21 protein-coding genes and 1 pseudogene are annotated in these 26,737 nt (G+C 41.6%); 14 read left to right on the forward strand and 8 right to left on the reverse strand.

Annotated features, from left to right (window positions below):
- Positions 1 to 124: 124 nt before the first annotated feature.
- Both L4D78_RS18210 and L4D78_RS18215 read right to left on the reverse strand, forming a co-directional pair.
- Positions 125 to 1,087, reverse strand: coding sequence for a DUF2860 family protein (locus tag L4D78_RS18210; protein WP_428468254.1), 963 nt, complete (start codon positions 1,085 to 1,087; stop codon positions 125 to 127).
- Between the two features lie 96 nt (positions 1,088 to 1,183).
- Positions 1,184 to 2,854, reverse strand: coding sequence for an amidohydrolase (locus L4D78_RS18215; RefSeq protein WP_428468255.1), 1,671 nt, complete (start codon positions 2,852 to 2,854; stop codon positions 1,184 to 1,186).
- Between the two features lie 112 nt (positions 2,855 to 2,966).
- Between L4D78_RS18215 and L4D78_RS18220 the strand changes: the two genes are divergently transcribed.
- From L4D78_RS18220 to L4D78_RS18230, 3 genes are all read left to right on the forward strand, one after another.
- Positions 2,967 to 3,854: a LysR substrate-binding domain-containing protein gene (locus L4D78_RS18220; RefSeq protein ID WP_428468256.1), complete on the forward strand. Its 888-nt coding sequence runs from the start codon at positions 2,967 to 2,969 to the stop codon at positions 3,852 to 3,854.
- Positions 3,855 to 3,998: 144 nt separating this feature from the next.
- On the forward strand, positions 3,999 to 4,778 hold the full coding sequence (locus tag L4D78_RS18225) for a hypothetical protein (protein ID WP_428468257.1): 780 nt from the start codon (positions 3,999 to 4,001) through the stop codon (positions 4,776 to 4,778).
- An 833-nt stretch (positions 4,779 to 5,611) separates the two neighbouring features.
- Entirely contained in the window at positions 5,612 to 6,877 is a 1,266-nt protein-coding gene (locus L4D78_RS18230) for a RidA family protein (RefSeq protein ID WP_428468258.1), read from the forward strand.
- A 122-nt stretch (positions 6,878 to 6,999) separates the two neighbouring features.
- Here the strand turns inward: L4D78_RS18230 and L4D78_RS18235 are convergent, their stop codons facing one another.
- Complete coding sequence (locus L4D78_RS18235; RefSeq protein WP_428468326.1) at positions 7,000 to 7,806, reverse strand: IclR family transcriptional regulator; 807 nt, start codon at positions 7,804 to 7,806, stop codon at positions 7,000 to 7,002.
- Positions 7,807 to 7,977: 171 nt separating this feature from the next.
- Here L4D78_RS18235 and pta point away from each other — a divergent pair, with 171 nt between their 5' ends.
- Together pta and L4D78_RS18245 are read left to right on the forward strand one after the other, a co-directional pair.
- The gene (pta, locus tag L4D78_RS18240; protein ID WP_428468259.1) at positions 7,978 to 9,015 is read left to right on the forward strand and encodes a phosphate acetyltransferase; all 1,038 of its coding nucleotides are present in this window, start codon (positions 7,978 to 7,980) and stop codon (positions 9,013 to 9,015) included.
- 13 nt (positions 9,016 to 9,028) lie between these two features.
- Positions 9,029 to 9,793 carry a sulfite exporter TauE/SafE family protein gene (locus L4D78_RS18245; protein WP_428468260.1) on the forward strand — a complete coding sequence of 255 codons (765 nt, stop codon included), beginning with the start codon at positions 9,029 to 9,031 and terminating at the stop codon, positions 9,791 to 9,793.
- 92 nt (positions 9,794 to 9,885) lie between these two features.
- Here the strand turns inward: L4D78_RS18245 and L4D78_RS18250 are convergent, their stop codons facing one another.
- The gene (locus L4D78_RS18250) at positions 9,886 to 10,368 is read right to left on the reverse strand and encodes a CYTH domain-containing protein (protein WP_428468261.1); all 483 of its coding nucleotides are present in this window, start codon (positions 10,366 to 10,368) and stop codon (positions 9,886 to 9,888) included.
- Between the two features lie 17 nt (positions 10,369 to 10,385).
- Complete coding sequence (locus L4D78_RS18255; protein WP_428468262.1) at positions 10,386 to 11,777, reverse strand: MATE family efflux transporter; 1,392 nt, start codon at positions 11,775 to 11,777, stop codon at positions 10,386 to 10,388.
- 560 nt (positions 11,778 to 12,337) lie between these two features.
- Between L4D78_RS18255 and L4D78_RS18260 the strand changes: the two are divergent.
- Positions 12,338 to 12,468: pseudogene (locus L4D78_RS18260) on the forward strand (IS5/IS1182 family transposase); the annotation flags it as partial.
- A gap of 43 nt (positions 12,469 to 12,511) precedes the next feature.
- On the opposite strand, the gene L4D78_RS18265 reads toward L4D78_RS18260, so the two are convergent.
- The 3 genes from L4D78_RS18265 to L4D78_RS18275 all read right to left on the reverse strand — a co-directional run bounded on the left by L4D78_RS18265 (position 12,512) and on the right by L4D78_RS18275 (position 16,979).
- Positions 12,512 to 13,207 carry a hypothetical protein gene (locus tag L4D78_RS18265; protein ID WP_428468263.1) on the reverse strand — a complete coding sequence of 232 codons (696 nt, stop codon included), beginning with the start codon at positions 13,205 to 13,207 and terminating at the stop codon, positions 12,512 to 12,514.
- Positions 13,208 to 14,283: 1,076 nt separating this feature from the next.
- Entirely contained in the window at positions 14,284 to 15,990 is a 1,707-nt protein-coding gene (locus L4D78_RS18270; protein WP_428468264.1) for a cobaltochelatase CobT-related protein, read from the reverse strand.
- 5 nt (positions 15,991 to 15,995) lie between these two features.
- Positions 15,996 to 16,979, reverse strand: a complete 984-nt coding sequence (locus L4D78_RS18275; protein WP_428468265.1) for an AAA family ATPase — start codon at positions 16,977 to 16,979, stop codon at positions 15,996 to 15,998.
- Between the two features lie 270 nt (positions 16,980 to 17,249).
- Here L4D78_RS18275 and xsc point away from each other — a divergent pair, with 270 nt between their 5' ends.
- The 8 genes from xsc (at position 17,250) to L4D78_RS18315 (ending at position 26,737) form a co-directional block, all read left to right on the forward strand.
- Positions 17,250 to 19,061: a sulfoacetaldehyde acetyltransferase gene (xsc, locus tag L4D78_RS18280; protein WP_428468266.1), complete on the forward strand. Its 1,812-nt coding sequence runs from the start codon at positions 17,250 to 17,252 to the stop codon at positions 19,059 to 19,061.
- Positions 19,062 to 19,130: 69 nt separating this feature from the next.
- Positions 19,131 to 20,183 (forward strand): YeiH family protein, encoded by a 1,053-nt coding sequence (locus tag L4D78_RS18285; RefSeq protein ID WP_428468267.1) that lies wholly within the window; start codon positions 19,131 to 19,133, stop codon positions 20,181 to 20,183.
- Between the two features lie 32 nt (positions 20,184 to 20,215).
- Positions 20,216 to 21,115: an FRG domain-containing protein gene (locus tag L4D78_RS18290; RefSeq protein WP_428468268.1), complete on the forward strand. Its 900-nt coding sequence runs from the start codon at positions 20,216 to 20,218 to the stop codon at positions 21,113 to 21,115.
- Between the two features lie 511 nt (positions 21,116 to 21,626).
- Positions 21,627 to 22,043: a nuclear transport factor 2 family protein gene (locus L4D78_RS18295; protein WP_428468269.1), complete on the forward strand. Its 417-nt coding sequence runs from the start codon at positions 21,627 to 21,629 to the stop codon at positions 22,041 to 22,043.
- 49 nt (positions 22,044 to 22,092) lie between these two features.
- Positions 22,093 to 23,556: an NAD(P)/FAD-dependent oxidoreductase gene (locus L4D78_RS18300; RefSeq protein WP_428468270.1), complete on the forward strand. Its 1,464-nt coding sequence runs from the start codon at positions 22,093 to 22,095 to the stop codon at positions 23,554 to 23,556.
- A 135-nt stretch (positions 23,557 to 23,691) separates the two neighbouring features.
- On the forward strand, positions 23,692 to 24,687 hold the full coding sequence (locus tag L4D78_RS18305) for a TRAP transporter substrate-binding protein (RefSeq protein ID WP_428468271.1): 996 nt from the start codon (positions 23,692 to 23,694) through the stop codon (positions 24,685 to 24,687).
- A gap of 137 nt (positions 24,688 to 24,824) precedes the next feature.
- Positions 24,825 to 25,376 (forward strand): TRAP transporter small permease, encoded by a 552-nt coding sequence (locus L4D78_RS18310; RefSeq protein ID WP_428468272.1) that lies wholly within the window; start codon positions 24,825 to 24,827, stop codon positions 25,374 to 25,376.
- 20 nt (positions 25,377 to 25,396) lie between these two features.
- Complete coding sequence (locus L4D78_RS18315; RefSeq protein ID WP_428468273.1) at positions 25,397 to 26,737, forward strand: TRAP transporter large permease; 1,341 nt, start codon at positions 25,397 to 25,399, stop codon at positions 26,735 to 26,737.

The following is a 26,737-nucleotide window of genomic DNA, read 5'->3' on the forward strand; positions in this document are numbered from 1 at the left end:
CTATCACTGTTTATATATCGTGGTAGTAATGTTATTACTAAAAATTTCAAACGTTTGTCAATGCATTCAATAAAGTGATAATAAAATTTCTCTTATTAACTTCGTTTATCAGATCATAGGTTGATTATTTAGGATGAAAAGGTAATCTAGAATTTATACCTATAAGAGAAAGTAAGTTTTTTTCTTTATAAAAGCCAATGTTAGATTGGTTGTTCTCTATAATGTTAATTGAAGTGATGCTCCAGTTTTCCCAGTTTGGTATGTTTGAATATTCATATGCAATTGTAAGTTTATATATATAATCCTCCTGTTTTTTATTAAATATCGGGTTCTCTGCTCCATATGTTTGATAGGAAACACTGCTTGTTATCGCTAGATTATGATTGTTAAACTGGGAAAAATAGGTTGCTTCTAATTTGTAGTTATCAAAAGAAGCAGCATTACCTATAGCATCATTATTTGTGTATGCGAGCGAAGACACTAACCCCGAATTCGGTTTCAACATTGTTAAGTATTGGCCTTTAACAAAATATGCGTCAGAGTTTCTATGAAGCTCATTATAATGAATAGCCTCTTTATCAACTTTTGATGTAGCACGCCCTAAACCAACCGAGAAGTTAGAGCCTAAGATGTGAGATAACTTTAGTCGGTAGGCATCCCTCTCCATATCGGTCTCCTTTCTATGGCCGATTTGGTATGGGTCTTCCCATACTTCACCAGAAATGATGCTTGGAAGGTAGGCAATGTCTAATTTTGTCCCCATATGAAGCCTACGGTGATAACCAATTTCAAATGCGAGTGTACCTATAGTCAAGTCGTAACGTGAGGTACCGATATAAATGCTTTGCTCTTGGCTGTCGTCTAACGTGTAATTTAAACGACCAAAAGGAACAATAAACACACTGTCATCATAGGATGACTGCTGTGATAACTTTTCCTGTTGGTTTTTCCCGTTTGAATTTAAATTAGAATTACTCAGAGATAACCCTGTGTTTATTGATAACTCTCCTGCTAAGTTAGATTTGTTAAATCCAAAGGAAGAGAAAGGAATACATAATAGTATGCAACCTAAAAATAGCTGTTTCATTTCTTGAGTGCCTATTATAAATTTATGGGTTACTTAATATTTTGGAAATAGCCTCACTTAGCTGAGAGGCTATTAATTTTCATTAACGACATGTTGTTATTTAATAAAAATAGTTTCACCATCTTTAATGGTTTCAAGAATCACTATTTTGTTGATACTCATAGGTTCGACAGTAAGTGGGTTCTCCGCGAGTACAACTAGATCTGCGCGTTTCCCAACTTCAATACTGCCTTTGGAATTTTCTTCAAAATTTTGCAATGCTCCTTTGATAGTGACGGCTTCTAATGCTTGATATGGGGTTAGCTTATGTTGCTCACCTAGCGTAATTCCACTTCTTGTTGTTCTGTTTATTGCAGTCCACATATTGGTCATCATGTCAGGGAACAGTACCGGTGCATCCATGTGTATAGTAAAGTCGAGGTCGTTAGATAGAGCCCAACCTGTTGGAGAAATATTGGAAGCACGCCATTTACCTAGAACTGACTCTCGGTGCCAGTCACCCCAGAAAAAGGTATGAGCAGGGAAGAAAGAAGGAATCATATTATTTTCTTTCATTCTTTTAATTTGGTCGAGTCGTGCGGTTTGGGCATGAATCACCACCGAGCGTCGATCTTCCTTACCAAATTTTTCATCTGCTTTTTCAATAGCATTCAATAGAATATCAGTCGATGCGTCGCCGTTACTATGACTTAAAATCTGAGCATTTAACTTATAGGCTTCTTGAACGTAGTGATCCATTTCTTCTTGAGAAAGCACAGGGTAGCCATGATAGTCGTATGAATGGCTATGGGGTGCTACATAATATGGTGTTGATAAATAAGCTGTTTTCCCCTGAGGGGAACCATCTCCAACAAGCTTCACTCCTGCCATTTTGAAATTGCCTACACTTGTTCTCATCGGTACTATTTTGTGAGCTTCATGTAGGTTAACCCACTTAGCATAAGCCAAGACATCAATTTTCAGCTGTTCTTGTTCCGCCATGTGCTTTAACATTTTTATCGCTGGAATCGTAGCAACCCCTTCTTGTGTGGTCGTAATGCCATATCCAGCAAACATATCTTGGACTTTATTGAACTTCCTTATTACGTCCTCGCCTGTCATCTCAGGCAAGTAATTAAGAATGGGGTATACCGCTGACTCTTCAAGAACTCCAGTTGGTATGCCGTTTTCATCGCGTCGGATCACACCGCCACTAGGGTTTTTGCTATTATTGGTGTAGCCAATGAGTTCAAATGCTTCAGTATTACAACTGCTTAAGTGCCCAGAAATGTGAATGKCGCAAAATTTATAGCCAGTGGTGTAACTGTCCAGTTCCTCACGCGTTGGGTGAGCTTTTTCTTCAAGCTCGGCATCATCGTAGCCCCAAGCGACATGAAGAATATCCTTGTCACGCTCTTCAGAGTCAAAATAGTTGGTTATCTCTCTTTTTAGCTCAGAAAAGTTATTCACATTACCCATTGGGGAAGGGTAGAGGAATGGACTTTCAATAAATGGCAGGTATTGGGCGAAATGAGCATGAGAGTCGATAAATCCTGGAGCAATAATTTTAAGATTCATGTTTCTTATTTCAGTATCTCCTGCTCTAGTTTTTAACACTACATTGTTTGTGCCGACCTTATAAATTAACCCATCTTTGATTGCGATAGCTTCTGCGGTGTCATTTTCACCGGTGATCGGCAAGACATGAGCGTTATACAAGATTAAGTCGGGTGCAGCAAAAATGACAGGGGAAAGAGTAAGGGACAGCACTAAGCAGAGTCTTTTCATCAGTTAGTTTCCTTATGTAGGCATGATATACGAGATGTGTCATACTTTTGCAAAAAATACTTACCAGATAAAATCGTATATGTTTGGGTTTCCCATACATTTAAGGGGGCGTATGCACACAATTGATCAGGTTCTAGCTTTCGTTTCAGTTTTCGACCATGGGTCATATAGCAGTTCAGCGAAGGATCTTGGAAAATCTAGAGCAACAATTAGGGAACATATTCATACTTATGAAGATATTTTGGGGTATGAGTTGTTTTCTATTGAGGGGAAAAAAGCAACGCCTACTCATAATGCCAAACGGCTAATCAAGCGAGCGAGACTTCTTGCGAGACAGCATCGTTCTCTTCATGATCATGGACTAAATCTCTTTGATAATGCGATTTCTGATATCACAATTTGTATTGATACCTTCACTCCAACACAGTTGATAACTGAAACAAATAGTTATATTCGAGAAAAGTGGCCTGAAATTAATACTCACTGGTTGATCAGAAATAGAGAACAATCACTACAAGGTTTGAGTAGTGGTGACTTTGATATAGCGATCTTACCTTCACATGGAAAGATATTTGCGGTCGAGAATGCAACATGGCGTGCATTAGGGTCAGTGAAATTTGGGGTATATACAGGAAAGAATTCAAAACTGGCAAAAGAAACCAACCCAACTCTTGAAGACTTATTTTTAGATACTCACATATTAACTGAATCGCAAGTAGAGTTAGGAGCAAGTCTTGACGGTTTTCGCGCGAGTCCCAATTCAATAGTAGTTAGTAATAATGATTTAATGTTCGAATTGATAAAAAATTCTGGTTGGGGGTTTATGCCAAAATCATATATGGATGCTTTAGAATCCAGCGAACAAATCGTTGAGTTGAATGTAATAGAGATCGGAAAGGAGTTTTCTTTTTTACTACATGCTTTTCATCTACACGAGAAAGATCAAGAAGAACCATTTTCCTCAGTTATTAACTTCATCCGAGGTTTTTTTAGTGATTAAGTTCACTTTCTGATGTCTTCAATGACCCATTTGGATGGAATTGCCATCCAAATGTGATTTCTTTGTTTGGTTTGTCACCTATAAAATATTGGTCATCCGATTTAGGAATACAAACAAACATTAATTGAAGTCGAGGAATACATAATGGCTAATAGGTTAAATAAACTGCTTTTATCAACATTAATTTTCGCTAGTCCGATGGTATTCTCCCACGAAGACGTTGATTCCATTATCAACCCAGATGACCTACAAGATGTGACAAAAGTAAACCCACAAGCAGCGCTATACATTACTTCAGATGCTAACATCCGAGTTTCGGGGATGTTTTCGGGCAAGTGGAATGAAAATGTAGATTTTGCAGGTTTTGCGGAAGGCATTTTCGGTAACCGTTACGGTGAAGATAGTTTTGATGGCGATTATTTAGGCGGTCGTGCTCAATACTTTCAAGTGCATGCTACAGGCAATTCCTATATTCCTCGTATTGGTTTTTCTACAGATCTAATTCATCAGAAAAATCGAGGTCTTGATGATACCTCACTGTTCTCAGCAGGTATTGTAGCTGCTATAGATGGAAGTTTTACACCCGGTTTCCAAGTGTTCCCAAATGTTGCTTATTCCGTTGGTGAGGTGTTTGGGGAAACAGCAGATGGTTATTTAGCGAATCTATTCGTTTCCACACCAATAGGTGATAATGGATCTTTTTTGCTACTTTGGCCAGAATACTTTGACGTAAGTGGTGATAATGTAGAGTTGGAATCTAAATCGCTAAATTTTGTTTTCCAATCTCCAATTAAAAATAACTATGGTCAGTGGTTTGTGACCAAGTTAGCTTATAACGAAACAGATATTACCTTACCCAACGGTGCTAGAATCGAAGGTGACGGTGACGTAACTCTCGAGTTCGGCGTAAAGTGGTACTTCTAACGTATCGTTAAATAAAGTTGTTCAATGAAGTTATCTAGGATTATGTCATGAATAGACTCAAGGCGTCTCTTTTATTCGCTGTTCTATTTACTGTTATTGGCTGTAAAGAGGTTAACGAATCAGAGTGCCTTTATGAACCAATGTGCGAATATGATACTAAACCAGTAACACCAGTTATTTTAGTAGTGGATTATTAACTGTATATTTATCGCTATGAATTAGTGTAAATGATGGATGTTCGCTCATTATTGGCGGAATTAAGAACTGAAAACATAAAGTCGAATACGGTACAGGTAACCAATATGTTATAGCAGTAATAGAATATTCAAAGTTAAYTATAAAGAATTAAAAATTAACGGCTGAACTTATCACACGAAAAGGCGGTATAGATGACCGTCTTTTTAGGTGCTGATATAGTAAATCGTACTCAGTTAGGCCTTTCAGGGATTTTATGCATTATAAGTGACGTAAACGGCGCACGAATGAAGTCTGTGTATTAATTTTAATGAGCTTATTGTGAACAACTTATCAGAATTAGATTAAATTCATCGAATTGTACATTTAACAAACTGAGATTATATTCACTATCTACGAATTACTCATAAAAATAATTTGTTATTACAGTCAGGTTATTAAAAGAATTGTGGATAATTAGTCATAAAGTGACTATTTATCCTATTTGTCCGGTACTCTAGTGGAATGAGATTTAGATGTATCTCACATTTACCCTAAATAATATAATTTACCATTGCTTCACTTAAATTATTCTTCCAAATGATAGCTATTAAAGATTAATGGCTATTTATGTACTACTACAAAGGACAATATTCGATATGACTGGCGCTATCATTAAAGTTTCTCGAAACACTGAAAATGCACCTCAAAGCTCTGTATCTTCACAGTCAGTTGCTTTCTCTCACTACAATAATTTCTCGGCACAATTACCTGTAGACCCTAAAACAGGTGAAATCGTTATTGGTGATGTGAAAGATCAAGCGAAACAGTGTTTAACGAACATTAAAGCAATCGTTGAAAGTATCGACCACGTGATGGACGACGTTGTAAAAATTAACGTATTTCTTAAGAACATCGAAGATGTTGAAGCGGTAGACGAAGTTTACGCAACGTTCTTCGAAAACCTTCTTCCAACACGTACCACGGTTCAAGTTGCCGCTTTACCTATGGGCGATGCTTTAGTTCAAATGGATGCGCTTATTTCAAACGGTGAAGGTACTGCTCCACAAGACCCTTGCGCACTTATCAAACTTTCACGTAACACTGAAAGTGCACCACAAAGTGTTGTATCTACACAAACTGTCGCTTTTTCTCACTACAACAATATTTCAGCTCAGCTACCTGTAGACCCTAAAACAGGTGCTCTAGTGGAAGGCGGTGTAAAAGAGCAAACAGCTCAGTGTTTAAGAAACATTAAGACAATCCTAGAAAGCATTGACGTACCTTTCGATGACATCGTTAAAATCAACATGTACCTTAACGATTTGTCAGATGTTGACGCGGTAAATGAAGTTTACTCAACATTCTTCCCTGACTCAGCTATCGCTCGTACAGTCGCTTATGTGCCTGCACGTACAACAATTGCTGCTGACGCACTACCTATGGGTGCTCTAGTACAAATCGATGCATCAGTATCACACGGTGACGGTACACCACCACAAGAAGTTGAAGATCGTCACGGCATCGTCATCATTGCAAACAACACTGAAAATGCACCACAAAGCGCACTACACACGCAAACAGTTGCTTTCTCTCACTACAACCACATTGCAGCTCAACTTCCAGTTGACGTGAAAACAAATGCCATCGTTGCTGGCGGTGCCAAAGAGCAGGCTGAGCAGTGCATGAAAAACATCAAAGCAATCGTGGAAAGCATTAACCACGTGATGGACGATGTCGTTAAAATCAATATCCAGCTTAAAGATATTGCAGATTTGGATACTGTGAACGAAGTGTATACGACATTCTTCCAAAGCGATCTTCCAGCACGTACTGTTGTTGGTGTTTCTCAAATTGAGATGGACGCTTTAGTGCAAATTGATGCCGTTGTATCTAACGGTGAAGGTACACCACAGAAAGCTTAATTAACTTATGGGTTAAGTTATTAGCGATGAAATGATAAAAAGGATCTAGTGAACTAGATCCTTTTTAGTTTATTAGCCCAAGCTTATTGCGAGGTTTTCTTCGTTTAATGAACATTTCCTACTTATTGATTTGGCCAGCTTTCTTCTTCAATTTTTGCTAAGGCTGCTGCGGCTCGTTGTAATGCCGGCAGAAAGTGTAAGGCTTGTTCGGGTTTTAGGCGCATAATCGGCGCTTGAATTGCAATGCCTAAGTTTGAACGTCCATTTTTTGCGGGGACTAATACGGCAACACAGAATAGGCCGGGTAAGAACTCTTCATTATCGATGGCATAGCCATTTGCTTTTACGTTTTCAAGCTCAGCTTCAAGCTCGTCGAAATCGATAATGGTTTTTTCCGTATACTGCGTGAGTGGAACATTGTTGAGTAAGCGGCGACGCTGCGATGGACTCATACTGGCTAAGAATAACTTTCCGGTTGCCGAGCAGTGTACTGGCACTCGTGAACCTGGGTGCAAGTAAAAACGCAATGGTGCTTCAGTTTCGACACGATCAACATAAATGATCTCACCACCGGATAACGCGGTTAAATTACAGCTTTCTCCAACCTCTTCCTTTAGTTGTGAAAGCACGGTATGACGGGCGCTATGGGTTGTACTGTTAAGTAGCAGTTTTTCTGCAAGGTTACGTAGCCTGATCCCTGAACTGTAGTGGCGGTCATCGCCATCTCGCTGAATAATCCCTGCACTTTCAAGCTGCTGCAGCATCCGATGCAAAGTCGGTTTTGGCAACCCCGTTTCCTCAACTAACCCTTGTAGCGAGAAAAATTCATCCTTCGCGGCAATGACTTCCAGTAAAGAAAAAAGGCGTAATGTTGGTGTGTCTCCCTCGACACGAGCTTGTTCTGGTATCTTTTTCACTTGTGCTGTCATTATCATATCTGTTTGATTCCTTTCTACATAATACTACTAATTATACCGTTTATTTGAATTTGCGTTGACGATTTGCGATATAGTGATTAATATTTAATCTTATATCAATAATTGGAATTATTTGTCTCATTATTTATTGTTTGTATTGTGAGGCCGATTAAGGCAGGCAAAGTGAAAGCAATCAATCGAATCATCGAACAAGCGAAAAAGCACCCAAAACGGATTGTTTTATGCGAAGTTGAGGACAAAAGGGTTTTATACGCGGCTCAAAAAGTGGCTTCTGAAGGTATTGCGAAGGTTATTTTGGTTGGTAGCAGAAGTAACATTCAGCATCAGCTTAAAGCCAATAAAATAGAAATTAGTGGGGTAGAGCTTATCGATCCTGCTGATTCAGCATTAACGAGTACTTTGGCTGACACTTTATTCGAACTTCGCTGCGAAAAAGGAATGACACGGCAACAAGCAGCACAAGAAGTAATGAAGCCGCTTTGTTTTGCTAATTTGCTGGTTAGGCAAGGGTTGGCTGATGGCTCGGTATCGGGCGCGGTACATACAACGGGTGATGTAGTTAGAAATGCGATTCAGGTTATTGGGATGAAACCTGACAGCAAACTGGTATCAAGCTTCTTTTTGATGATGTTGTGCCAACCTTTCCATCACTTAAAAGGAGGAATGATTTTCTCTGATTGTGGTTTAGTGGTCGATCCTAATGCCGAGCAACTCGCAAACATCGCGTTATCTGCTGCGCAAAGTGCCAAAAGTTTGCTAATGGAAGAGCCAAAAGTTGCAATGCTGTCATTTTCAACCAACGGCAGCGCAAAGCATATGGCGGTTGATAAGGTTGTTGAAGCATCAGGGTATGTAAAACAGCAGCAGCCAGAATTAGCGATTGATAATGATGTCCAATTAGATGCTGCCATTGTCGCTGAAATTGCCCAACGTAAATTGCCGGGTTCTAAAGTGAAAGGACAGTCTAATGTATTGGTCTTTCCAAATTTAGAGGCGGGTAATATCGGTTATAAATTAGCTGAAAGAGTCGGTGGCGCGATTGCTATTGGTCCATTACTGCAAGGGTTAGCAAAGCCTGCGAATGATTTGTCACGAGGCTGTAGTGCCGATGATATATACCATGTCATTGCGGTGACTGTTGTACAGGCCCAACAAGAAGCCGTTGGAATACAGCCGGAACCTGAATTAATACCCATTTAAGAGCTGACAGCGAATGACGATAGACAACCTTTTACTATTACTAACGATTATTATGGTTGGTACCTATTTTCAAACCGTGACGGGTTTTGGGCTGGGGATCATTGCAATAGGGGCGACAACGGCTTTTGAGTTAACGACAGTTGCAATAATGGCGGCAGTTGTAAGCTTGATCACGCTTGCCAACTGCGCTTTTGCATTGCCTGGCGCTACCCGAACGATTGATTGGAAAGCGGTTCGGGCTGTCGTAATAGGGGTACTGCCAGGTGTGGTTGCAGGCGTGCTGTTGCTAGAGTTTTTGAGCTATTCAGCGGCGAGTGTATTGCAATGTTTAGTCGGGATTATGATTGTTTATAGTGGTATTAACTTTATGCTACAACCGAAACAGCAAACGGAGCGCTCGGGTAATACCAGCTTTTTTGTTAGCGGGTTTGGCTCTGGGTTGACTGGAGGCCTATTTGGTATGGCAGGGCCACCACTTGTTTATCAGTTCTATCGTCAGCCATTTGATATCCATATTATCCGTAATATGCTCTTGGTCGTTTTCGCATGTACCTCTGCATCACGCAGTATCTTCATTGGTGTGCAAGGCCAGCTGAATACTGAAATATTGTTGCTATCAGCCATTGCGTTACCCGTTGTGAGCCTGACGACTTATCTTGGCCGGCGCTTTCCTCCGCCATTTAGTGCCGAAACAATGCGTCGGGTAGTGTTTAGCTTGTTGATGGTGATCGGGGTCTACCTGACGGTCTCGGCAATACAATCGATGATGGCTTTATAATTGTGGATATCTGCAAGTTACTCTTGCCGTGTTTATTAAAACAAGCCCGAAGGCGGGCTTGTTTGTATCAAGTAGAATTATAAATTATGGGATTAGATGGATTCCTTTTTCCATTTTTTAAAAGGGACCTTCATCAACATCGAGTTGTAGTAACAACGTTTTCCTGTCACTTCCTCAGCTAACCATGAGGGCTTTTCAAACTGTTCATCTTCTGAGCTCAACTCAACTTCTGCAACTACCAGTCCATGGTTATCACCGTAGAATACATCTACTTCATAAGTATGCTCACCACAAGTGACCAGATAGCGTGTTTTATCAATTATGCCTGTCTCGCAAATTTCCAGTAATGCCTGAGCTTCTTCTACTGAAATTTCATGCTCCCACTCAAATCGGCTTGCACCCGATTCACTACCAATACCTTTAACGGTCATGAAGCCTTTATCGCCTTTGACTCGTACACGGACAGTACGCTCAGGCACTGAACAAAGGTAACCTTGGATAATTCGCGTTTGCGCCATTGCTTGTTGCTTAAATTCATAACTACTAACTAAAAATTTACGTTCAATCTCAATCATATCCAACTCCTAGTTAGTTAGTGGGTCTCTAAATTTAGTTGTTGTTGCACATTATCTTCGGCAATAATCCGTTCTGGTTTATGGCGAAGAAAGAGGACGCTTGCAAGTAAGAAAGTGAGGCCTTCCCCGATCGGTAGTGCAATCACGAATCGGTTGTCGTCAAGGACTATAAATAACACGATCAACAGTGACGCAGGGAAGATAAGGCTACGGCATAATGAAACTACACCAGATTGGAAAGGCAAGTGAACCGCTGTGAGGTAACCGGATATAGTCATATTAATGCCAGCGAACACAAAAACTGGCCAAATGTAATAAAGGAATTCAGTCGCCATCGTGACGGTGGATTCAGTACCTTGAACATCAAGGAACATATAAATCAGTGATTCATTAAAAAACAGTAAAATGAAAATAAACAACGCGCTGACTAAGCAGCTCATCGCAAAAGTGATGTTTAAAAACTGTTTTAGCCGCTGGGTGTTTTTTGCCCCAAAGTTCTGACTAAGCATGACTTGTGCTGTATCGGAAATGGAGAAAAAGATCATGAATCCAATCATCAACAAGTAGTTTAACACTGTGATGGCAGCGACACCTTCAACACCCGCACGAGAAATTAGCATCAAGTTAAAAATAAGCGCAATAATCCCGCCAGAAATTTCATTAATGAATTCTGATAGGCCATTGTAGGCCGATTGAAACACTTCCGACCATTTTTTCTGGCGCAATGAGAAATGCAGTTTCCGCTTGGAGCTACAGAAATAGGTTAATAGGGTGAGCAGTGGAAACAGCTGTGATAAACCGGTAGCCCAAGCAGCACCTGTTAGTCCCCAGTCCAACACGGCGATTAATAGGTAATCAAGTGCGATATTAAGTACCGAGCCAATCACTAATGCGGTAGCCGCGAGGGTAGGGAAGCCATCAAGCCTGACAAAAAAGTACAGCACAATGGTAATTAACTGTGCTAAAAGGAACGGCATAATCACACGATAATATTGACTCATTAACGGGATCAAATCTTCACCAGCGCCGAGTAGCCTGAACAAGAAAGGTTCGAAAAGTAGACCTATAGTGATGATGAAGATGGCATATAAAACGACTGTAATCAGGATTTTACTAAATATGGCCGAAGCTGCTGTCGTGTTCTCTTCTCCAAGGTACTTGCCAGCTCTCACCGACCCACCAATGGATAGCATTAAACCAACGCCAAATAATACTGACAATATTGGAATGATCAGATTAACTGCAGCCAGTGCTGATACACCGACAAAATTGCCGATAAAAATACCATCGACAATTGAGGCTGAACTCATCGCCAGCATCCCTACGATGGAGGGCACTAGGTACTTTAAAAACGTGGTGAGAATAGGTCCATCGGTGGCACTGTTTTCTTGGTCAAGTTGGGGTTGCATGAAGGTCTCAGGTTAATAATATACGCGAGGGGCACGATACCAATTATTGATAGTGAACACTAGTCGACAGTGTTCAACGAAGAACACTTTGTCGCCTATGGCAACTTACATTACTAGCAAAGTGATTAAAACGATGTAGTTAAACAGATGATTACCAGTTGTGAGCCTGACGACTTATCTTGGCCGGCGCTTTTCACCGCTATTTAGCGCTGAAATAATACGCCGAGTAGTGTTTAGTTTGTTGATGGCTAAATAAATAGTGGCTAGTGTTCTGAATTAAAATTGGATATTTCTGTGTCAGGTCGGCAGCGCATAAATGTCCTGCTGTCGGAAGCCAAGATTGATTATTTTCTACATATAATTTAGCATTTCAAACAGTAATACTAAATTATATGTTTGTATAGATTTTTCTAGGGTATGTTGAGCTTTCGTGATTGCCATTTTGAATGGTATGGTGAAAGATTATAATTACTTCGAAAAAAACAACCAATCGTACAATACTATGGCGAGAACAATGTTAACTGATAAGCGGTCGCAACTGTGACTGAAAATTATCGTCACTTGTAGACCATGCATTTGCTAGGATTAAACATTATTTTACTGTATCAATTAGGTACGATAAATTGTTCGAAATTATGCCAGCGTGCTATCGCTGGCATTTTTAATGATGTGGCTACCAATGGAAGGGTGAATGAAACTTATACAACAAAGCTCAACACGCCCTTGTTAATGTTTTACTCAATCGTGAATGAATATGCAGCACCAACAGTAGATAGTGAATGGCCAGGGTTGTATTGGACAATATATTTACCTGGAGACAAAACTAGATCAGCCACAGAAATATTATGAACACCGCCAGATGATGGACCGACACTTACATGTTTTAAATAATTACTATTATTCATAATAGGTTGATCACCCTTAAAGAGGTAGATCCAATCAGCTCTTGAACTAGGTGAAACATTTTCAGGAACCTGATATCTAACACTTATATTTTGTGTTGTTGCGTTTGTAACAAATACTGACGTCGATTGATAATTCAATGGATTGGATTGGTTTAAAATTGCTGTCGCGACTAAAGTGCTCACATCATTGGCTTTCATGAATAAACCAATCGTATAAACACCATTAAATAAATCTATCCCAGGTTGGTTTGTTTCAATTGTTTTGTTTGCAAACTGACCTTTAGAAATACCAGATAGTTGCGTTTGTCCAACTATCTGCTTCATAGAGTGGGGAGCCTCAAGTCCTTGCCAGACACCAACAAAGGCTGCAAGCCCCCCCAGGTCACTGTTCAAAACAGTTTTTTCTTCTAATGTAACCGTATTTGATGAGGTAACAATCGCTTTATTCAGACTACTAGTCCAAAGGTTGACAGAACTAGTCACGTTACAAAGAGTTTCTTGTAATTCATGTAATGCTATACTCATTTTAGTTTCCTATATATAAAAATTAATATAAAAGTTCCATTTACAACTTAAATGCTTAATACCTCAGGAACACTTTTAATATAGGAAAAATAGCAAAATAAACTATTACACCTTATTACAACAAAATCATAAAGACATAAAAATATTTTGTCACCTAATATCCCTGTGATCATTGATGATGCTTAATTCAGAAATGTTGAATTACTTCGCGTATGGAAAACTCAAACTTGAAAATTTCGGCTTAAATGTGCATTATCAGAAAACCCAGCCATGTGAGCGGCATCTGGTGCTGGCTCACCATTTAGTATTGTACATACAGCACAAATCATTCGGTATCATAGCAGGTATGGTTGCCAGGGAATGCCAATTTCTTTGCTAAATAAGTGAAGAAAACGGCTTTCCGATAGAGCGAATTTTTGAGCAATATCAGATGCCCGCCAATGACTAGGTTTAAGGAATTTCCCATCTAAGCATTGGTTAAGCTTATGAAGTAACGTCTTAATGCGATGACCCGTTACCTGATTTTCGTTGATAAGAGGAAATTTGTTTGAAAGTCCTAAGCCTTCAAATGATGGGGAAAGAAGAACAGTCAAATCATCAGTGTGATCGGTATGTTTAAAAGTGGGAGAGGGAGCTTTAAATATTTTTGAAGGCTGCCCTTTCAGTATAATTAGACAATGCTAGCTCTAATTCACTAGTGGCTCGACCAGCAAGATCCAACCTTCATCAATTTGTAGCTGATGCTCGATGTTAGAATCAATAATTATTGGTGTCGATATTTTATTATTATCGTGTTTGCAGCAATATCCTCTTCTAGGTCAAGCTAGCTGAATTGCATGTTGACGAGAGGAGATGCATCGATAGACGAACTATATATGATAACTATACCAGCGTTGTTCCAAAAGTTAGACTTCATCGTTTCTCATCTCTTTAAAATCGCATTTTGTTTAATTGTTTGACTGTATTTACCTGTTTTAATTGTACTCGAAACAGCAATGGGAAGTAATGTTGAGTGGTTCGTTTCCATTAGTGCGATTTAGTCAAATAGGAAGCAGCAGTGTTGCTAAGTAATTATTCTAATGTTTGGCTATAAGCATCACTATTTCATTGAGTTGCTCCTGAGTAATCGAATCACCAACATCGAGAGCGAGGTTGTGACGGTAGTAAGGGCTAAGATCTAACCCGATGCCAAGTCCGTATATTTCTACTTCGTTGCTTGCTTCGTAACGCTGAACGATGTCTTTAAGGTGGTTATCGAGGTAGTACTTATCATTAGTGAGGTTTGTTGCTGTGTCCATTGGGCAGCCATCTGAAATAACAAAGAGCAGCTTCCTTTGTTCTGAACGTTGGTAAAGTCGTTGGCATGCCCAATGTACAGCTTCACCATCTATACCTTCTTTGAATAAATCTGCTTTTAATAATGCGGCAATATCTTTGCGTGTGTGTCGCCAGTTGCTCTCGGCATCCTTAAAGATCAAATGGCAACATTCATTCAATCGCCCAGGCAGAGAAGGGCGACCTTGTTTTAGCCAATCAGTATAGGCTTTACCACCATTCCAGCTATTTGTGGTGAAACCAAGTACTTCACTGCTGATCCCAGCGAGACCGAGCGCTTTGATCATGACGTCCACTAACATAGTGATACGGTTGATATGCTCACGCATCGAGCCAGAGCAATCAATTAAAAAACTGACAACACTGTTTGGCCGACGACGATAGTATTCAGTGCAGAAAACACGAGTTTCACTGGGGGAGCTGATGAGCTGGCTGAGCCTACGTCCATCGATGTAACCTTCCTCTTCGCCGTACAGCCAGCCATCACGCTCAGGTATATTTAAGATCGCGGCTAGTTGACGAGAGAGTAACTTAACATTCACTCCTTGCTGCTGAATACGCTCATCAAGTTGCTGACGAAGCTCTGTTAAGAGTGCTTTGCGAACGAGTTTGGTTGCGTGTATTTCGCGATCATATTGAGTGGTAAATACTTGGTAATCTGTATGGCTATCATGAAAGGTGGGGCTTCTTCCGCTAGCCACGGCTGCCATTGCTACGCTTTCTTCGTTATCAAAGTCTAATAGCAATGAAAATGCTGAGATGGCTTCATCGGTATCATTCTTGTCTTCAACTGTGTGTAACGCTCGTTCATCTTCAATCATCTCATTGATGACTGAAGCGATATAAAGAGCGTGTTCAGCATAAGCTTGCTGATTGACGCGATATTGGCGTAATCCGGCTAAAGCTATACCGATTAGCGGGACGATACCTGCACGGGTTGCTTCTATGTGATCTTCTATCTGAGGGTTAATGGGCTGACTGTGTAGTCGGGAGTGAACGATTTGTACGACGGTAAACAGCAAGATCCCCAAGTGGGTTTCTGTTAAGCCAGATGCATAGAATTCTTTACTCCAAGACTGGAAATTTCCCTCGATATTGACCTTCATGCCTGGCATTGCCTCTGGGGCATGTGTCTCGCAGCGAAACTGCTCAAGTATTTCGAATATGAGCCTCACTACTGGTTCTTTTGGGCATAGCTGCTGGTGCAAGGTTTCATTGCAGTGGAGTAATCGTAGCGAGACTGAATCAACTTTGCCCCGTTTATGACTCAATGGACGGATTCCATATTCAGCGCTGGAAGTATTATCTCTAAGGTGTGCTGCGTGTATAGGAACGAGCTCCTGATCGCGGTAAAGCTTGTCACCACGAAAGTGGAGCCTTGGCTCGTTGCTCAACGCTCTTGCTGCTGCGGCACATAAATTCTGGCTTTTCTGATATTGGCGATCCATTGGCTTCACTTTAGTTCTCCAGCTTGAATTACCCACGATTCTTCTAATTCTTCATCAAAGCAACGTTGGTAATACTCAGCGACGACAGGGCGTTCAAATTCATCGCACTTATTTAAGAACGACAGACGAAAAGCCTGCGAGGGACTGTTAAATATCTCGCAATTTTCAGCCCAAGTGATCACTGTTCGTGGCGACATCAAGGTTGATAAATCGCCTGCAGTAAAGCCTTTACGTGTTAGGTCGGCCAATGCGACCATACGTTGTATTAATTTTCTGCCTTGCGTTGTGTCTTTACTGGGTACTCTGGCTAATACAATCGCAGCTTCTTCCTGAGGAGGAAGGTAATTAAGGCTGGCAACGATGTTCCAACGATCAATCTGGGCGTGGTTCAAGACTTGAGTGCCATGATATAGCCCAGATAGGTTACCGAGGCCAACAGTATTAGATGTTGCAAATAAGCGAAACGCATTGTGAGGGCGAATGACTTTATTTTGGTCAAGTAGTGTGAATTTACCGTCACGCTCAAGTATTCGTTGGATAACAAACATCACATCAGGTCGACCCGCATCATACTCATCAAAGATCAGCGCAACAGGGCGTTGTAATGACCAAGGCACAATACCTTCCTGAAATTCAGTGACCTGTTTACCATCGCGAATGACAATTGCATCTTTCCCCACAAGATCAAGCCGGCTTAGGTGACCGTCTAAGTTTACGCGAACACAAGGCCAGTTCAGCCGAGCTGCAACTTGCTCGATGTGCGTCGATTTACCTGTGCCGTGCATACCTTGGATCATGGTACGGCGATCTTGAGCAAAGCCAGCCAGAATGGCCAATGTAACCTCGGGGTTGAAACGATAAGCATGATCGATTTCAGGAACATGATCATCTCGAGAGCTAAAAGCCGGCACCTGTAGATCGGTATCAATTCCAAATAATTGCCTAACTGACACCATTTGATCGGGCCTACACATCGCGATATCTGTCATCTCTCTTCCTTAATTATCTAATTGAGAGTCGATACATCGACAGCTTTTCTGATTTCTCGACAATGCATTCTTTCCCACTTAGCGGTAAAGCGGAATATCAAAATAGTAAAAATGGTGACCTCGTATCACTTTTCGGAATAATTTGTATCAATTATGTGTTTTTTGTTGACGGATAAAAAATGACCGACTAGGGTTATTTTGAATTCGAAATATTGAAACGATAAGTTCCATTTTGTGGATGTGGAATCCATCACCAAGGAGATACAGATAATGAACGAACTAGATGCACGTACTGTTGTAAGTGGCCCGACTAAAATGACCCCTTCTGAAGCATTTGTTGAAACCATGGTTGCCAATGGTGTGACCGATATGTTCGGGATTATGGGTTCCGCATTTATGGATGCGATGGACATTTTTGCACCGGCAGGCATTCGTTTAATTCCAGTTGTACATGAGCAGGGCGCAGCTCATATGGCTGATGGTTATTCTCGTGTATCAGGAAACCATGGCGTGGTGATAGGTCAAAACGGCCCTGGTATCAGTAACTGCGTAACCGCGGTTGCAGCAGCGTATTGGGCTCATAGCCCTGTGGTTGTTATAACGCCTGAAACGGGCACGACAACAATGGGGTTAGGGGGCTTTCAGGAATGTAACCAGTTACCTATGTTCCAAGAGTTCACCAAATATCAGGGGCATGTAACACACCCGTCTCGTATGGCTGAATACACAGGCCGTTGTTTTGACCGCGCGATGAGTGAAATGGGGCCAACGCAGCTGAATATTCCTCGTGACTACTTCTATGGTGAAGTGACGTGCGAAATTCCAAAACCTGCCCGTCTTGATCGTGGGCCTGGTGGTGATCAGAGCCTTAATGATGCTGTAGACTTATTGGCAGAGGCAAAATTCCCAGTGATTATTTCTGGTGGTGGTGTCGTCATGTCGGGTGCAATTGAAGAATGTAAAGCACTGGCAGAACGTCTAGGGGCGCCAGTTGTGAATAGTTACCTGCATAACGACTCATTCCCTGCAAGCCACCCACTATGGTGTGGTCCATTGGGTTACCAAGGCTCTAAAGCGGCGATGAAACTCATCTCACAAGCAGATGTTGTTATTGCTTTGGGTTCTCGTTTGGGTCCATTCGGTACGTTGCCTCAGCACGGTATGGAATATTGGCCAAAAGATGCCAAGATCATCCAAATTGATGCCGACCACAAGATGCTGGGCTTGGTGAAGAAGATCTCTGTTGGTATTTGTGGCGATGCTAAGGCTTCGGCTGTTGCATTGGGTGAGCGCCTTGAAGGCAGAACACTTGCGTGTGATGCAACAAAAGATGATCGTTTTAATAAGGTACAGGCAGAGAAAGAGATCTGGGAGAAAGAGCTGGATGAATGGACACATGAACGTGACCAGTTCAGCCTTGATATGATTGAACAGAATGCTCAGGAAAAGCCGTTTTCTGGTGGCGAGTATCTACATCCTCGTCAGGTATTGCGTGAACTAGAAAAAGCGATGCCAGAAGATGTAATGGTTTCAACTGACATTGGTAATATTAACTCAATTGCTAATAGCTACCTCCGTTTTGAAAAACCACGTAGTTTCTTTGCTGCGATGAGCTTTGGTAACTGTGGCTATGCATTCCCGACCATTATTGGCGCAAAAGCGGCGGCACCACATCGCCCAGCAATTTCGTATGCGGGTGACGGAGCTTGGGGTATGAGCTTAATGGAAACAATGACTTGTGTTCGACACAACATTCCAGTTACAGCGGTTGTTTTCCATAATCGTCAGTGGGGTGCAGAGAAGAAAAATCAGGTTGATTTCTATAACCGTCGATTTGTTGCTGGAGAGTTAGATAACCAAAGCTTCGCTGAAATTGCGACGGCGATGGGCGCAGAAGGGATCACGGTTGACCGCCTTGAAGATGTCGGCCCTGCACTACAAAAAGCGGTAGACATGCAAATGAATGAAGGTAAAACAACCGTCATTGAAATCATGTGTACACAAGAGCTTGGCGACCCGTTCCGTCGTGACGCACTATCTACGCCGGTTCGCTTCTTAGATAAGTATAAAGATTACGTTTAATTACGCGTAATTCGATGAGCCTGACCACATCAGGTCAGGCTCCTTTATACATGAAGCGAGGCAGTGGCAATGACAACCAGAGCGTCGAATATCGGTTCCTCAAAAGGGCCTAAGCTCATATTTAGTGATATGAGTGTCGTTTTACCCGGCTTTTTACTTTGTAGTGTAATAGCAGCGGCAGCATCGTTTGTCGCGGGTCAATATGGCGGGCCTACTTTTTTATATGCTTTATTAATCGGTATCGCTTTTCATTTTTTATCTGATAACCATAAGTGCATTCCTGGCATTGAAATGTCAGCCAAAAAGCTAGTACGTATCGGCGTGGCATTACTCGGCGTTAGAATTGCAATCAGTGACGTGAACGCGATTGGTGCTGTCGGCGTGGTCGCGTTAGCGGGGGCTGTGGTACTGACAATTGGTTTCAGTTTGTTGTTAGCTCGTTTACTGAAATTACCGTCGATGTTGGGTTTGTTGTCGGGGGGCGCAACGGGGATCTGCGGAATATCAGCGGCGATGGCCATTTCATCTACGCTGCCGCAAAATCGTGATAATGAACACTTCACATTACTGACCGCCATTGGGGTCGCGAGCTTTTCGACCGTTGCCATGGTGTTATATCCGTTAGTGGTGTCAGTGTTAGGGTTAACAAATTCGGAAGCTGGCTTGTTTCTCGGCGGCTCAATTCATGACGTTGCACAGGTTGTTGGTGCTGGGTTCATGATTTCATCTGAGGTTGGTGACTCTGCAACGTTAGCGAAAATGTTTAGGGTTGCCATGTTAATGCCTGTGGTAGTGCTGTTTGCATTTGCCTTTCGTTCAGCACGGGAAGCGAGCGGTGAAGACGCTGTATCTAAACAGCCTATTGTGCCTTTCTTTTTAGTTGTATTTATTGGGTTGGTGATCGTAAATAGTATGGGGTGGATTTCACCTGAAGCTGTCACGCTCAGCTCCGATATTTCTAAGTGGTGCCTAGTCATTTCTATTGCTGCACTGGGTGTTAAAACTTCTTTTGAAAAGCTATCAGAGCTCGGCTGGAAACCAATTATTTTGTTACTCGGAAATGCTGTGTTTATTGCCATGTATATGTTGGCTGTTGTTTATCTGTCGCGTTTTATTTCTTAAACGTTGTTAAGCATTAATACTCAGGAGGAAGTATGAATTCTTTACCTCATATAGGTTCATTAACTAAATACTTAACGGTTATTGATGAAATAAGCCAAAGTGGTGAATTGGTGTTATTTCGAGGGCAACCAAATAAGCGGAAATCGTTATTACCATCTATTGCGAGAGAAAGTGAAAATGTAAATTCAATATCAAAAGAAAAAGACATGCTTGATTATTTGTATCGTCTAGGGCGAAACAAGTTTGAAACGAAAAATATGGACTATTGGGGCTTATTATCGGAAGCGCATCATCATGGCTTAAAAACACGATTACTCGATTGGAGTAGTAACCCTTTGGTAGCACTGTGGTTTGCGTGCCAAACACCTGGTTTCCAACCCCATGTTTACGTGCTTAAGGCCGATAGGCGTCAGAAAGTTGATTTTGCGAGCGATCCTTTTGAACAAACCGAAACCAAAGTATTTTTGCCACCTGTTTCCTACCCGAGGGTGAAAGCGCAAAGTAATTGGTACAGTATACATCCATCATTAAATGATCATGCTAGTGGTCAGCGTTTTACTCCTTTTGAAAATGAAATTACGAACAACGATGAAATGTATGAAATTCCCATTTTATCTGAAATGAAAGAGCAGCTATTAGCCGATCTTGATAAATGTGGTGTCAATGAGAGACTCATATATCCAGATTTAACAGGTTTATGTCTACACACAAATAAACTGTTTGAACAATCACCAGAAGTGGATATTGAATTAAGTGCTGGTGGGGACGATTCAACTGATTTGTTACTAACATCAAATTTATTCGATTATCAGCGTTCACCATCAGAAAGCGTATTAGCAAATGGATCTCTGCAGCAGTTAACACGACGTGAAACCGTTGATGGCTTTCAGCAATACCGCCATACCTATACCAAAGACTTTGATTTCGATTGAATACAGAGTAGCAGTCCATATTGCTATAGCCATGCCACTTATATGAGGTGGCTAAGGCTTTGCTTTGTTTACTCCTTGTTATTGGTCCTGGAGGTGGAAGTTTATTCTCTTACATAGTGAAACAATTAAATGGAATGTTTTATCTCATTTTATGGAATTTAAATTGACCAAACATGAAGTGATGACTAAAGTTAAGTTAAATATTTGTTAATGAGATAATTGGTTCCGAGAGTTCACAATAATAGAGTCAGTTTTCAAACATGAACGTTAATGAAAGCACAACATAGAGAAATTACATAGTAACCATAAACTGGAATAATTTCATCTGGTTATAGATGGATAAATAAATAATTTTTCTGTAAGAAAACTGAATGAACATCAATGTCTCGTTTATCAATAAGTCTAATTGACGTCATTTTTACAGGGATATAAATTAACCAAAATTTAACATTTATATTGCAGTGGTTAGTTGAAAGATCATAGTAACAATTACTTTTATAAGGATAGAAAAATGAATACTCAGTCTGTTGTAAGCACCCAAAATGAAGTCAATGTTGATTTTTTACAGGCATTCAGTGATGCGTGGAACAACCATGACATTGATGCATTAATGAGTTTCGTAACAGATGATTGTATCTTCCACACCGCTGCTGGTGCTGATCTGCAAGGTAATACTTTTTCCGGCCGAGAAGCTGTACGTGAAAGCTTTCAACAGGTATGGCGTAATTTCCCAGATGCTGCTTGGCTTGATGGTGAGCATTTCATTAGTGGTGATCGCGCGGTTTCGGAGTCAACATTTTGTGCGACGAAGCCCGATGGCAGCCGAATAGAAGCGCGTATGGTAGATGTATTCACCCTTGAAGATGGCAAAATCAAAGTAAAAAATGCATTCCGTAAGGATCGCCCAGCCTTTTTTGAAAATAATTAAGCACCTCTGTAGATACCGAAGTTAGTACGTTGACACTAAGGAGCTTTATATGAACACTCTCGCTGAAAAATTGCGTTCTCCTAGTAAGGAGCAGCAACAGGAAGAGAAGCAAAAGACAACGCAAGCGCGAAATAAATATGATCCCACTTATGATCCACTAACTAAAAAAACGCCAGGTCATGGTACTGATTATGCGCCAACTTACTGGGTCGACACTGCGGGTGAGCCGCCTGCTGATGATGGCCCGATCACCAACGACGTTGATGTTGATGTTGTGATCATCGGTTCTGGTTATACCGGTTTAACCACTGCAATACATCTCGCGGAGCAGTACGGTATAAAAGCGACTGTATTGGAAGCGAATAGGGTAAGTTGGGGTTGTAGTACACGAAATGGTGGGCAGGCTCAGTGTGCATCGGGCCGATTAAAACGTTCGCAATGGATACAGCGCTGGGGGGTCGATACCGCACTAAAAATGCATGAAGAATGTCTTGATGGTATGGAAACATTTAAGTCGCTAATCAAAGACATCGATTGTGAGCCTCAGCATGGAGGCCATTTGTATGTTGCACACCGAGCCAAGGTGATGCCAACACTGGAAAAAGAAGCCAAACTACTTCGCAACACCTTTAATTACGATGCACAGATCTTAGATGCTGATACCGTTAAGAAGATCTACGTAGGTGATGAAGAAGCGGCAGGTGCAATGCATGAACCTGAAGGAATAGGTATTCATGCAGGAAAGCTAGCCTTCGGTTATGTGAATAAAGCGAGAGCGCTTGGGGCAACCGTTCACCCAGCAAGCCCCGTTATTGGCTGGGAAACCAAAAATGGTGTTCATTACCTGAAAACGCCAGGTGGTATTGTCCGTGCAAGAGCGGTGGGTGTAGCGACAGGAGGTTACACTTCTCAAGGGCTGCATTCACAATTAAAAAACCGTTTACTGCCTATATTATCTAATTCGCTTGTTACCCGTCCGTTATCAGAATCGGAACTGGCAGCGTGCAACTTCAAAACAAACCAAGTTATTACCGATACGCGTGTACTGCGTCATTACTATCGGTTACTGCCGGATAATCGGGTTCAAATTGGTACGCGTAGTGCGATTACAGGAAGCGCAGCACCAGAAGCTAAATATGAACATATGCTTCGTGCTGATTTAGCGCGAAAATTCCCCTCACTCGCAGGCATTGACGTGGACTATTCATGGTGGGGGTGGGTCGATGTTAGCCACGATATGATGCCGCGTATTTATCAGCCAGACGCTAAAGAGTCTATCTATTACGCCCTTGGTTATGGCGGAAACGGCGTTATGTATTCAGCTCAGGCTGGTAAACGTCTAGCTCAATGGATTGCAGGTGAAGGCAAAGAACTCGACTTGCCTATTTTCCAGTCCAAACTTCCTTTCCCGAATGTACGAGAGGTTGTCGAATCAGAAGCTTTTGCGCCATTTAGGCGATTTGGTCAGCGGTTCTTATATCGCTGGTATCACTTAAAAGATGAAGTGCTGTAATTAAAAAAAGAAATACTCTGCTGTACGTAATACACATAAAACAAATATGACCAGGATGTCTATGCACGTTGTTCCGCGGTCACCTTTAAATACTTCGCAATTCAATGCGAGAAAATAGAAAAGGTTACGACTATTATGTTCACGAAAAGCAAACTATTACCCTTTATTACTGCTGTTAGTCTTGCTGTCTCATCACCTGTGTTGATGGCTAAAAACTATAAAATGGCAATTGGTGATGCCGCAGGCGGCACACAATGGGAGCTCGGTACGAAATTTACCGAGCTTCTTGAAGAGAAAACGGATGGTAAAGTGAAGGTTGATATGTTCCCTAACGGCCAGTTAGGTAATGAACAAGATACCGTCAATAATGCCGCAATAGGTTTGCTCGATTTTTCAATTTTGGCCATTAATAACGTGACACCGTTTTCGCCAACGGTCGGTTTATTAACAATGCCTTATGTCATTCAAAGTGCCGATGAAGCGAAATTACTCACTCAGGGTGAGGTTGGTCAAGAGTTGGTTGAGAATACCATTCGAGATGCTGGGGTAAGAATTATTGGCTGGGCTTATTCAGGCTTTCGTGTGTTAACCAATTCTAAGCGTCCAGTGGCAACCCCTGAGGATTTAAAAGGGTTAGTAATTCGAGTCCCTCGTAATGAAATTATGATTTCGTCATATCAGGCGTGGGGCGTAAACCCAACACCAATGGCATGGTCAGAAACATTCACAGGTTTACAACAAGGTGTTGTTGATGGGCAAGACAATCCGTATATCACTGTTTATGCAATGAAATTCAATGAGGTACAGAAGTACGTTACCAATATTCGCTATATTTTCTCATTAGAGCCTCTCATTATTAGTGAATCGATCTTCCAGCAGCAAACACCTGAAATGCAAGCCGCTATTCTTGAAGCGAGTAAAGAAGCGACGGAGCACAGCTTTGCCTATTTGCAGCAGACAGAAGGCAAGATACGTAAAGACTTAGAAGCAAAAGGCATGGTATTTACCGATCCGGCCAATGATGAAAAAGAATGGATCGAAAAAGTGACAGCCTCAGTTTGGCCTAAGTTTTATGCCAGCATTGGTGGTAAGGATAAACTTGATGAAACACTGGCCTTACTCGGCCGCTAATTTCACTATTAATGACATGCTTTATTCGAGTGGCTGGCATTTGAATAAAGCATGGATCTACTTAGCCCCCTAACTTAATCGAAATATGGAAGTACTAAAAATAACTAAGTTGGGAATTGAAGTCGATTGGAGGCTACATGTCTGTCATGCAAAGTATCCGAAAGCATTTAAATAATGTTGAAGAATATACCTGCTGTTTGCTCCTTGCTGTTTTTGTTTTGCTATTATTCGCCCAAATTTTATTACGACAATTTTTTCAGTATTCTATTCCGTGGGGAGATGAAGTCGCGACGTATATGTTTGTGTGGTTTGCCTATTTAGGGGCTGTCGTTGCCGCCAAAATGTCAGCCCATAATAGAGTGAGTTTCCATTTTAAGTTCTTTCCTCCAATCGTAAAAACCATCAGCGAAACCATTGCAGACATGTTATGGGTTGCGTTTAACGCTTATTTTGTATACCTCAGTTATGATTTTGTCTTCAATAAAATGAACCTGTTTTGGAAGTCTCAAACAACAGGCATTCCGATGAAGTACTTCTATATGATTTTGCCAATTGCATTTACGTTAATGTCGATCCGCATTTTGTGGAATAACTACGAACGTTTGTTCAAAGGCGTTGAAGCGATTGATCCCGAAGCAGAAGAGCTGAAGAAAATGCAGAAGCTCCAAGTCCAAAAATCAGCGGCATAAACCAAGGCTAGGGATTAACCATGGAAGATTATCTAACACTTATATTATTCGGCGGCTTTCTCGTTTTGCTGATCTTAGGTGCGCCAATCACGGTGTCGCTCGCTGGTGCCTCGATGGCGGCATACCTAATACTCGACAAAAACCCGATAGCCTTAGTGCAAATTGCGTTTACTTCAGTGGGGAATTTCCCCCTGATGGCATTACCTGCTTTTGTATTGGCGGGTGCATTAATGGAGGCCGCTGGAATTTCAAAGCGGCTGGTCGATATTGCCGAAAGCTTGGCTGGACCTGTAACCGGCGGTTTAGGGGCGGCTACGGTTGTAGCATGTCTTTTCTTTGGTGCAATTTCAGGATCTGGGCCTGCAACAACGGCTGCCGTGGGGATGTTAATGGTTCCTGCCATGGTGAAACGAGACTATGAACGTAGTTATGCTTCGGCAGTGACAGCTGCATCTGGCGGGCTAGGGATCATTATTCCGCCATCAATTCCCGTTGTTATTTTCGGTATCTCTGCAATGGGGTTAATGCCGCCACCTGAAGCGATTGCCCAGCACGGTCAATTTGCGTCACTGTCTATTCCAAAGTTATTTGTGGCAGGTGTTGTACCTGGGTTGATCATGGCCTCAACGTTGATATTTACTAATTATGTCATTGCTAAGAAACGCGGTTATAAAGGATTAACTGAAGACTGGTCATTTGGTGATATCAGAGGATCGCTGCGTAAAGGTGTTTGGTCAATTATGGCGCCCTTTTTGATTCTTGGTGGTATATACAGTGGTATGTTCACACCAACGGAGTCAGCCATTGTTGCGATATTCTATTCGCTATTTGTTGGTTTCTTCCTTCACCGCGAGTTGGCGTTTAAGAGCATTATCAAATCGTTAACCACAACGACTTGGATTACAGGTCGTGTATTACTCATCTTGTTTGCTGCCACGGTATTTGGTCGTTTGTTAATCGAACAGAAAATACCTGTTGTCGTTGCCGATTCATTATTGAGTCTTACAGACAATATGTACATGGTTTGGGCGCTCACCATTATGTTGTTGTTGTTTGTTGGTATGTTCATGGAAACCTTGGCGGCGATAATGATTATTGTCCCAGTACTGCTGCCCATTATGTATATGCTTGGCGCTGACCCAACGCATGTTGGCATTGTGGTGGTGTGTGCACTTTCTATTGGTTTTGCGACGCCGCCATTAGGGGAGAACATATTTGTCGCCTCGGGCATTGGCGGCTCGACGGTTGAACAAATTACCTCACGGATCCACCCGTTTGTAATTGCATCTATTATTGGGGTGTTCCTGATTGCATTCTTCCCCCAACTTAGCCTCTGGCTACCGTCCTTGGTTGGTTATTAA

The organism is Photobacterium minamisatsumaniensis (assembly GCF_050336695.1).
Taxonomy (GTDB): Bacteria; Pseudomonadota; Gammaproteobacteria; order Enterobacterales; family Vibrionaceae; genus Photobacterium; species Photobacterium minamisatsumaniensis.

What these genes read in the sequence shown, in the direction of transcription:
- L4D78_RS18230 (WP_428468258.1), top strand. Translation starts at nt 5,612, where the DNA reads ATGACTGGCGCTATCATTAAAGTTTCTCGAAACACTGAAAATGCACCT.
- L4D78_RS18315 (WP_428468273.1), top strand. Translation starts at nt 25,397, where the DNA reads ATGGAAGATTATCTAACACTTATATTATTCGGCGGCTTTCTCGTTTTG.
- L4D78_RS18285 (WP_428468267.1), top strand. Translation starts at nt 19,131, where the DNA reads ATGACAACCAGAGCGTCGAATATCGGTTCCTCAAAAGGGCCTAAGCTC.
- L4D78_RS18250 (WP_428468261.1), bottom strand. Translation starts at nt 10,368, where the DNA reads ATGATTGAGATTGAACGTAAATTTTTAGTTAGTAGTTATGAATTTAAG.
- L4D78_RS18270 (WP_428468264.1), bottom strand. Translation starts at nt 15,990, where the DNA reads ATGGATCGCCAATATCAGAAAAGCCAGAATTTATGTGCCGCAGCAGCA.
- L4D78_RS18310 (WP_428468272.1), top strand. Translation starts at nt 24,825, where the DNA reads ATGTCTGTCATGCAAAGTATCCGAAAGCATTTAAATAATGTTGAAGAA.
- L4D78_RS18255 (WP_428468262.1), bottom strand. Translation starts at nt 11,777, where the DNA reads ATGCAACCCCAACTTGACCAAGAAAACAGTGCCACCGATGGACCTATT.
- L4D78_RS18300 (WP_428468270.1), top strand. Translation starts at nt 22,093, where the DNA reads ATGAACACTCTCGCTGAAAAATTGCGTTCTCCTAGTAAGGAGCAGCAA.
- L4D78_RS18220 (WP_428468256.1), top strand. Translation starts at nt 2,967, where the DNA reads ATGCACACAATTGATCAGGTTCTAGCTTTCGTTTCAGTTTTCGACCAT.
- L4D78_RS18290 (WP_428468268.1), top strand. Translation starts at nt 20,216, where the DNA reads ATGAATTCTTTACCTCATATAGGTTCATTAACTAAATACTTAACGGTT.
- L4D78_RS18210 (WP_428468254.1), bottom strand. Translation starts at nt 1,087, where the DNA reads ATGAAACAGCTATTTTTAGGTTGCATACTATTATGTATTCCTTTCTCT.
- xsc (WP_428468266.1), top strand. Translation starts at nt 17,250, where the DNA reads ATGAACGAACTAGATGCACGTACTGTTGTAAGTGGCCCGACTAAAATG.
- L4D78_RS18225 (WP_428468257.1), top strand. Translation starts at nt 3,999, where the DNA reads ATGGCTAATAGGTTAAATAAACTGCTTTTATCAACATTAATTTTCGCT.
- L4D78_RS18305 (WP_428468271.1), top strand. Translation starts at nt 23,692, where the DNA reads ATGTTCACGAAAAGCAAACTATTACCCTTTATTACTGCTGTTAGTCTT.
- L4D78_RS18275 (WP_428468265.1), bottom strand. Translation starts at nt 16,979, where the DNA reads ATGACAGATATCGCGATGTGTAGGCCCGATCAAATGGTGTCAGTTAGG.
- L4D78_RS18295 (WP_428468269.1), top strand. Translation starts at nt 21,627, where the DNA reads ATGAATACTCAGTCTGTTGTAAGCACCCAAAATGAAGTCAATGTTGAT.
- L4D78_RS18235 (WP_428468326.1), bottom strand. Translation starts at nt 7,806, where the DNA reads ATGACAGCACAAGTGAAAAAGATACCAGAACAAGCTCGTGTCGAGGGA.
- L4D78_RS18265 (WP_428468263.1), bottom strand. Translation starts at nt 13,207, where the DNA reads ATGAGTATAGCATTACATGAATTACAAGAAACTCTTTGTAACGTGACT.
- L4D78_RS18245 (WP_428468260.1), top strand. Translation starts at nt 9,029, where the DNA reads ATGACGATAGACAACCTTTTACTATTACTAACGATTATTATGGTTGGT.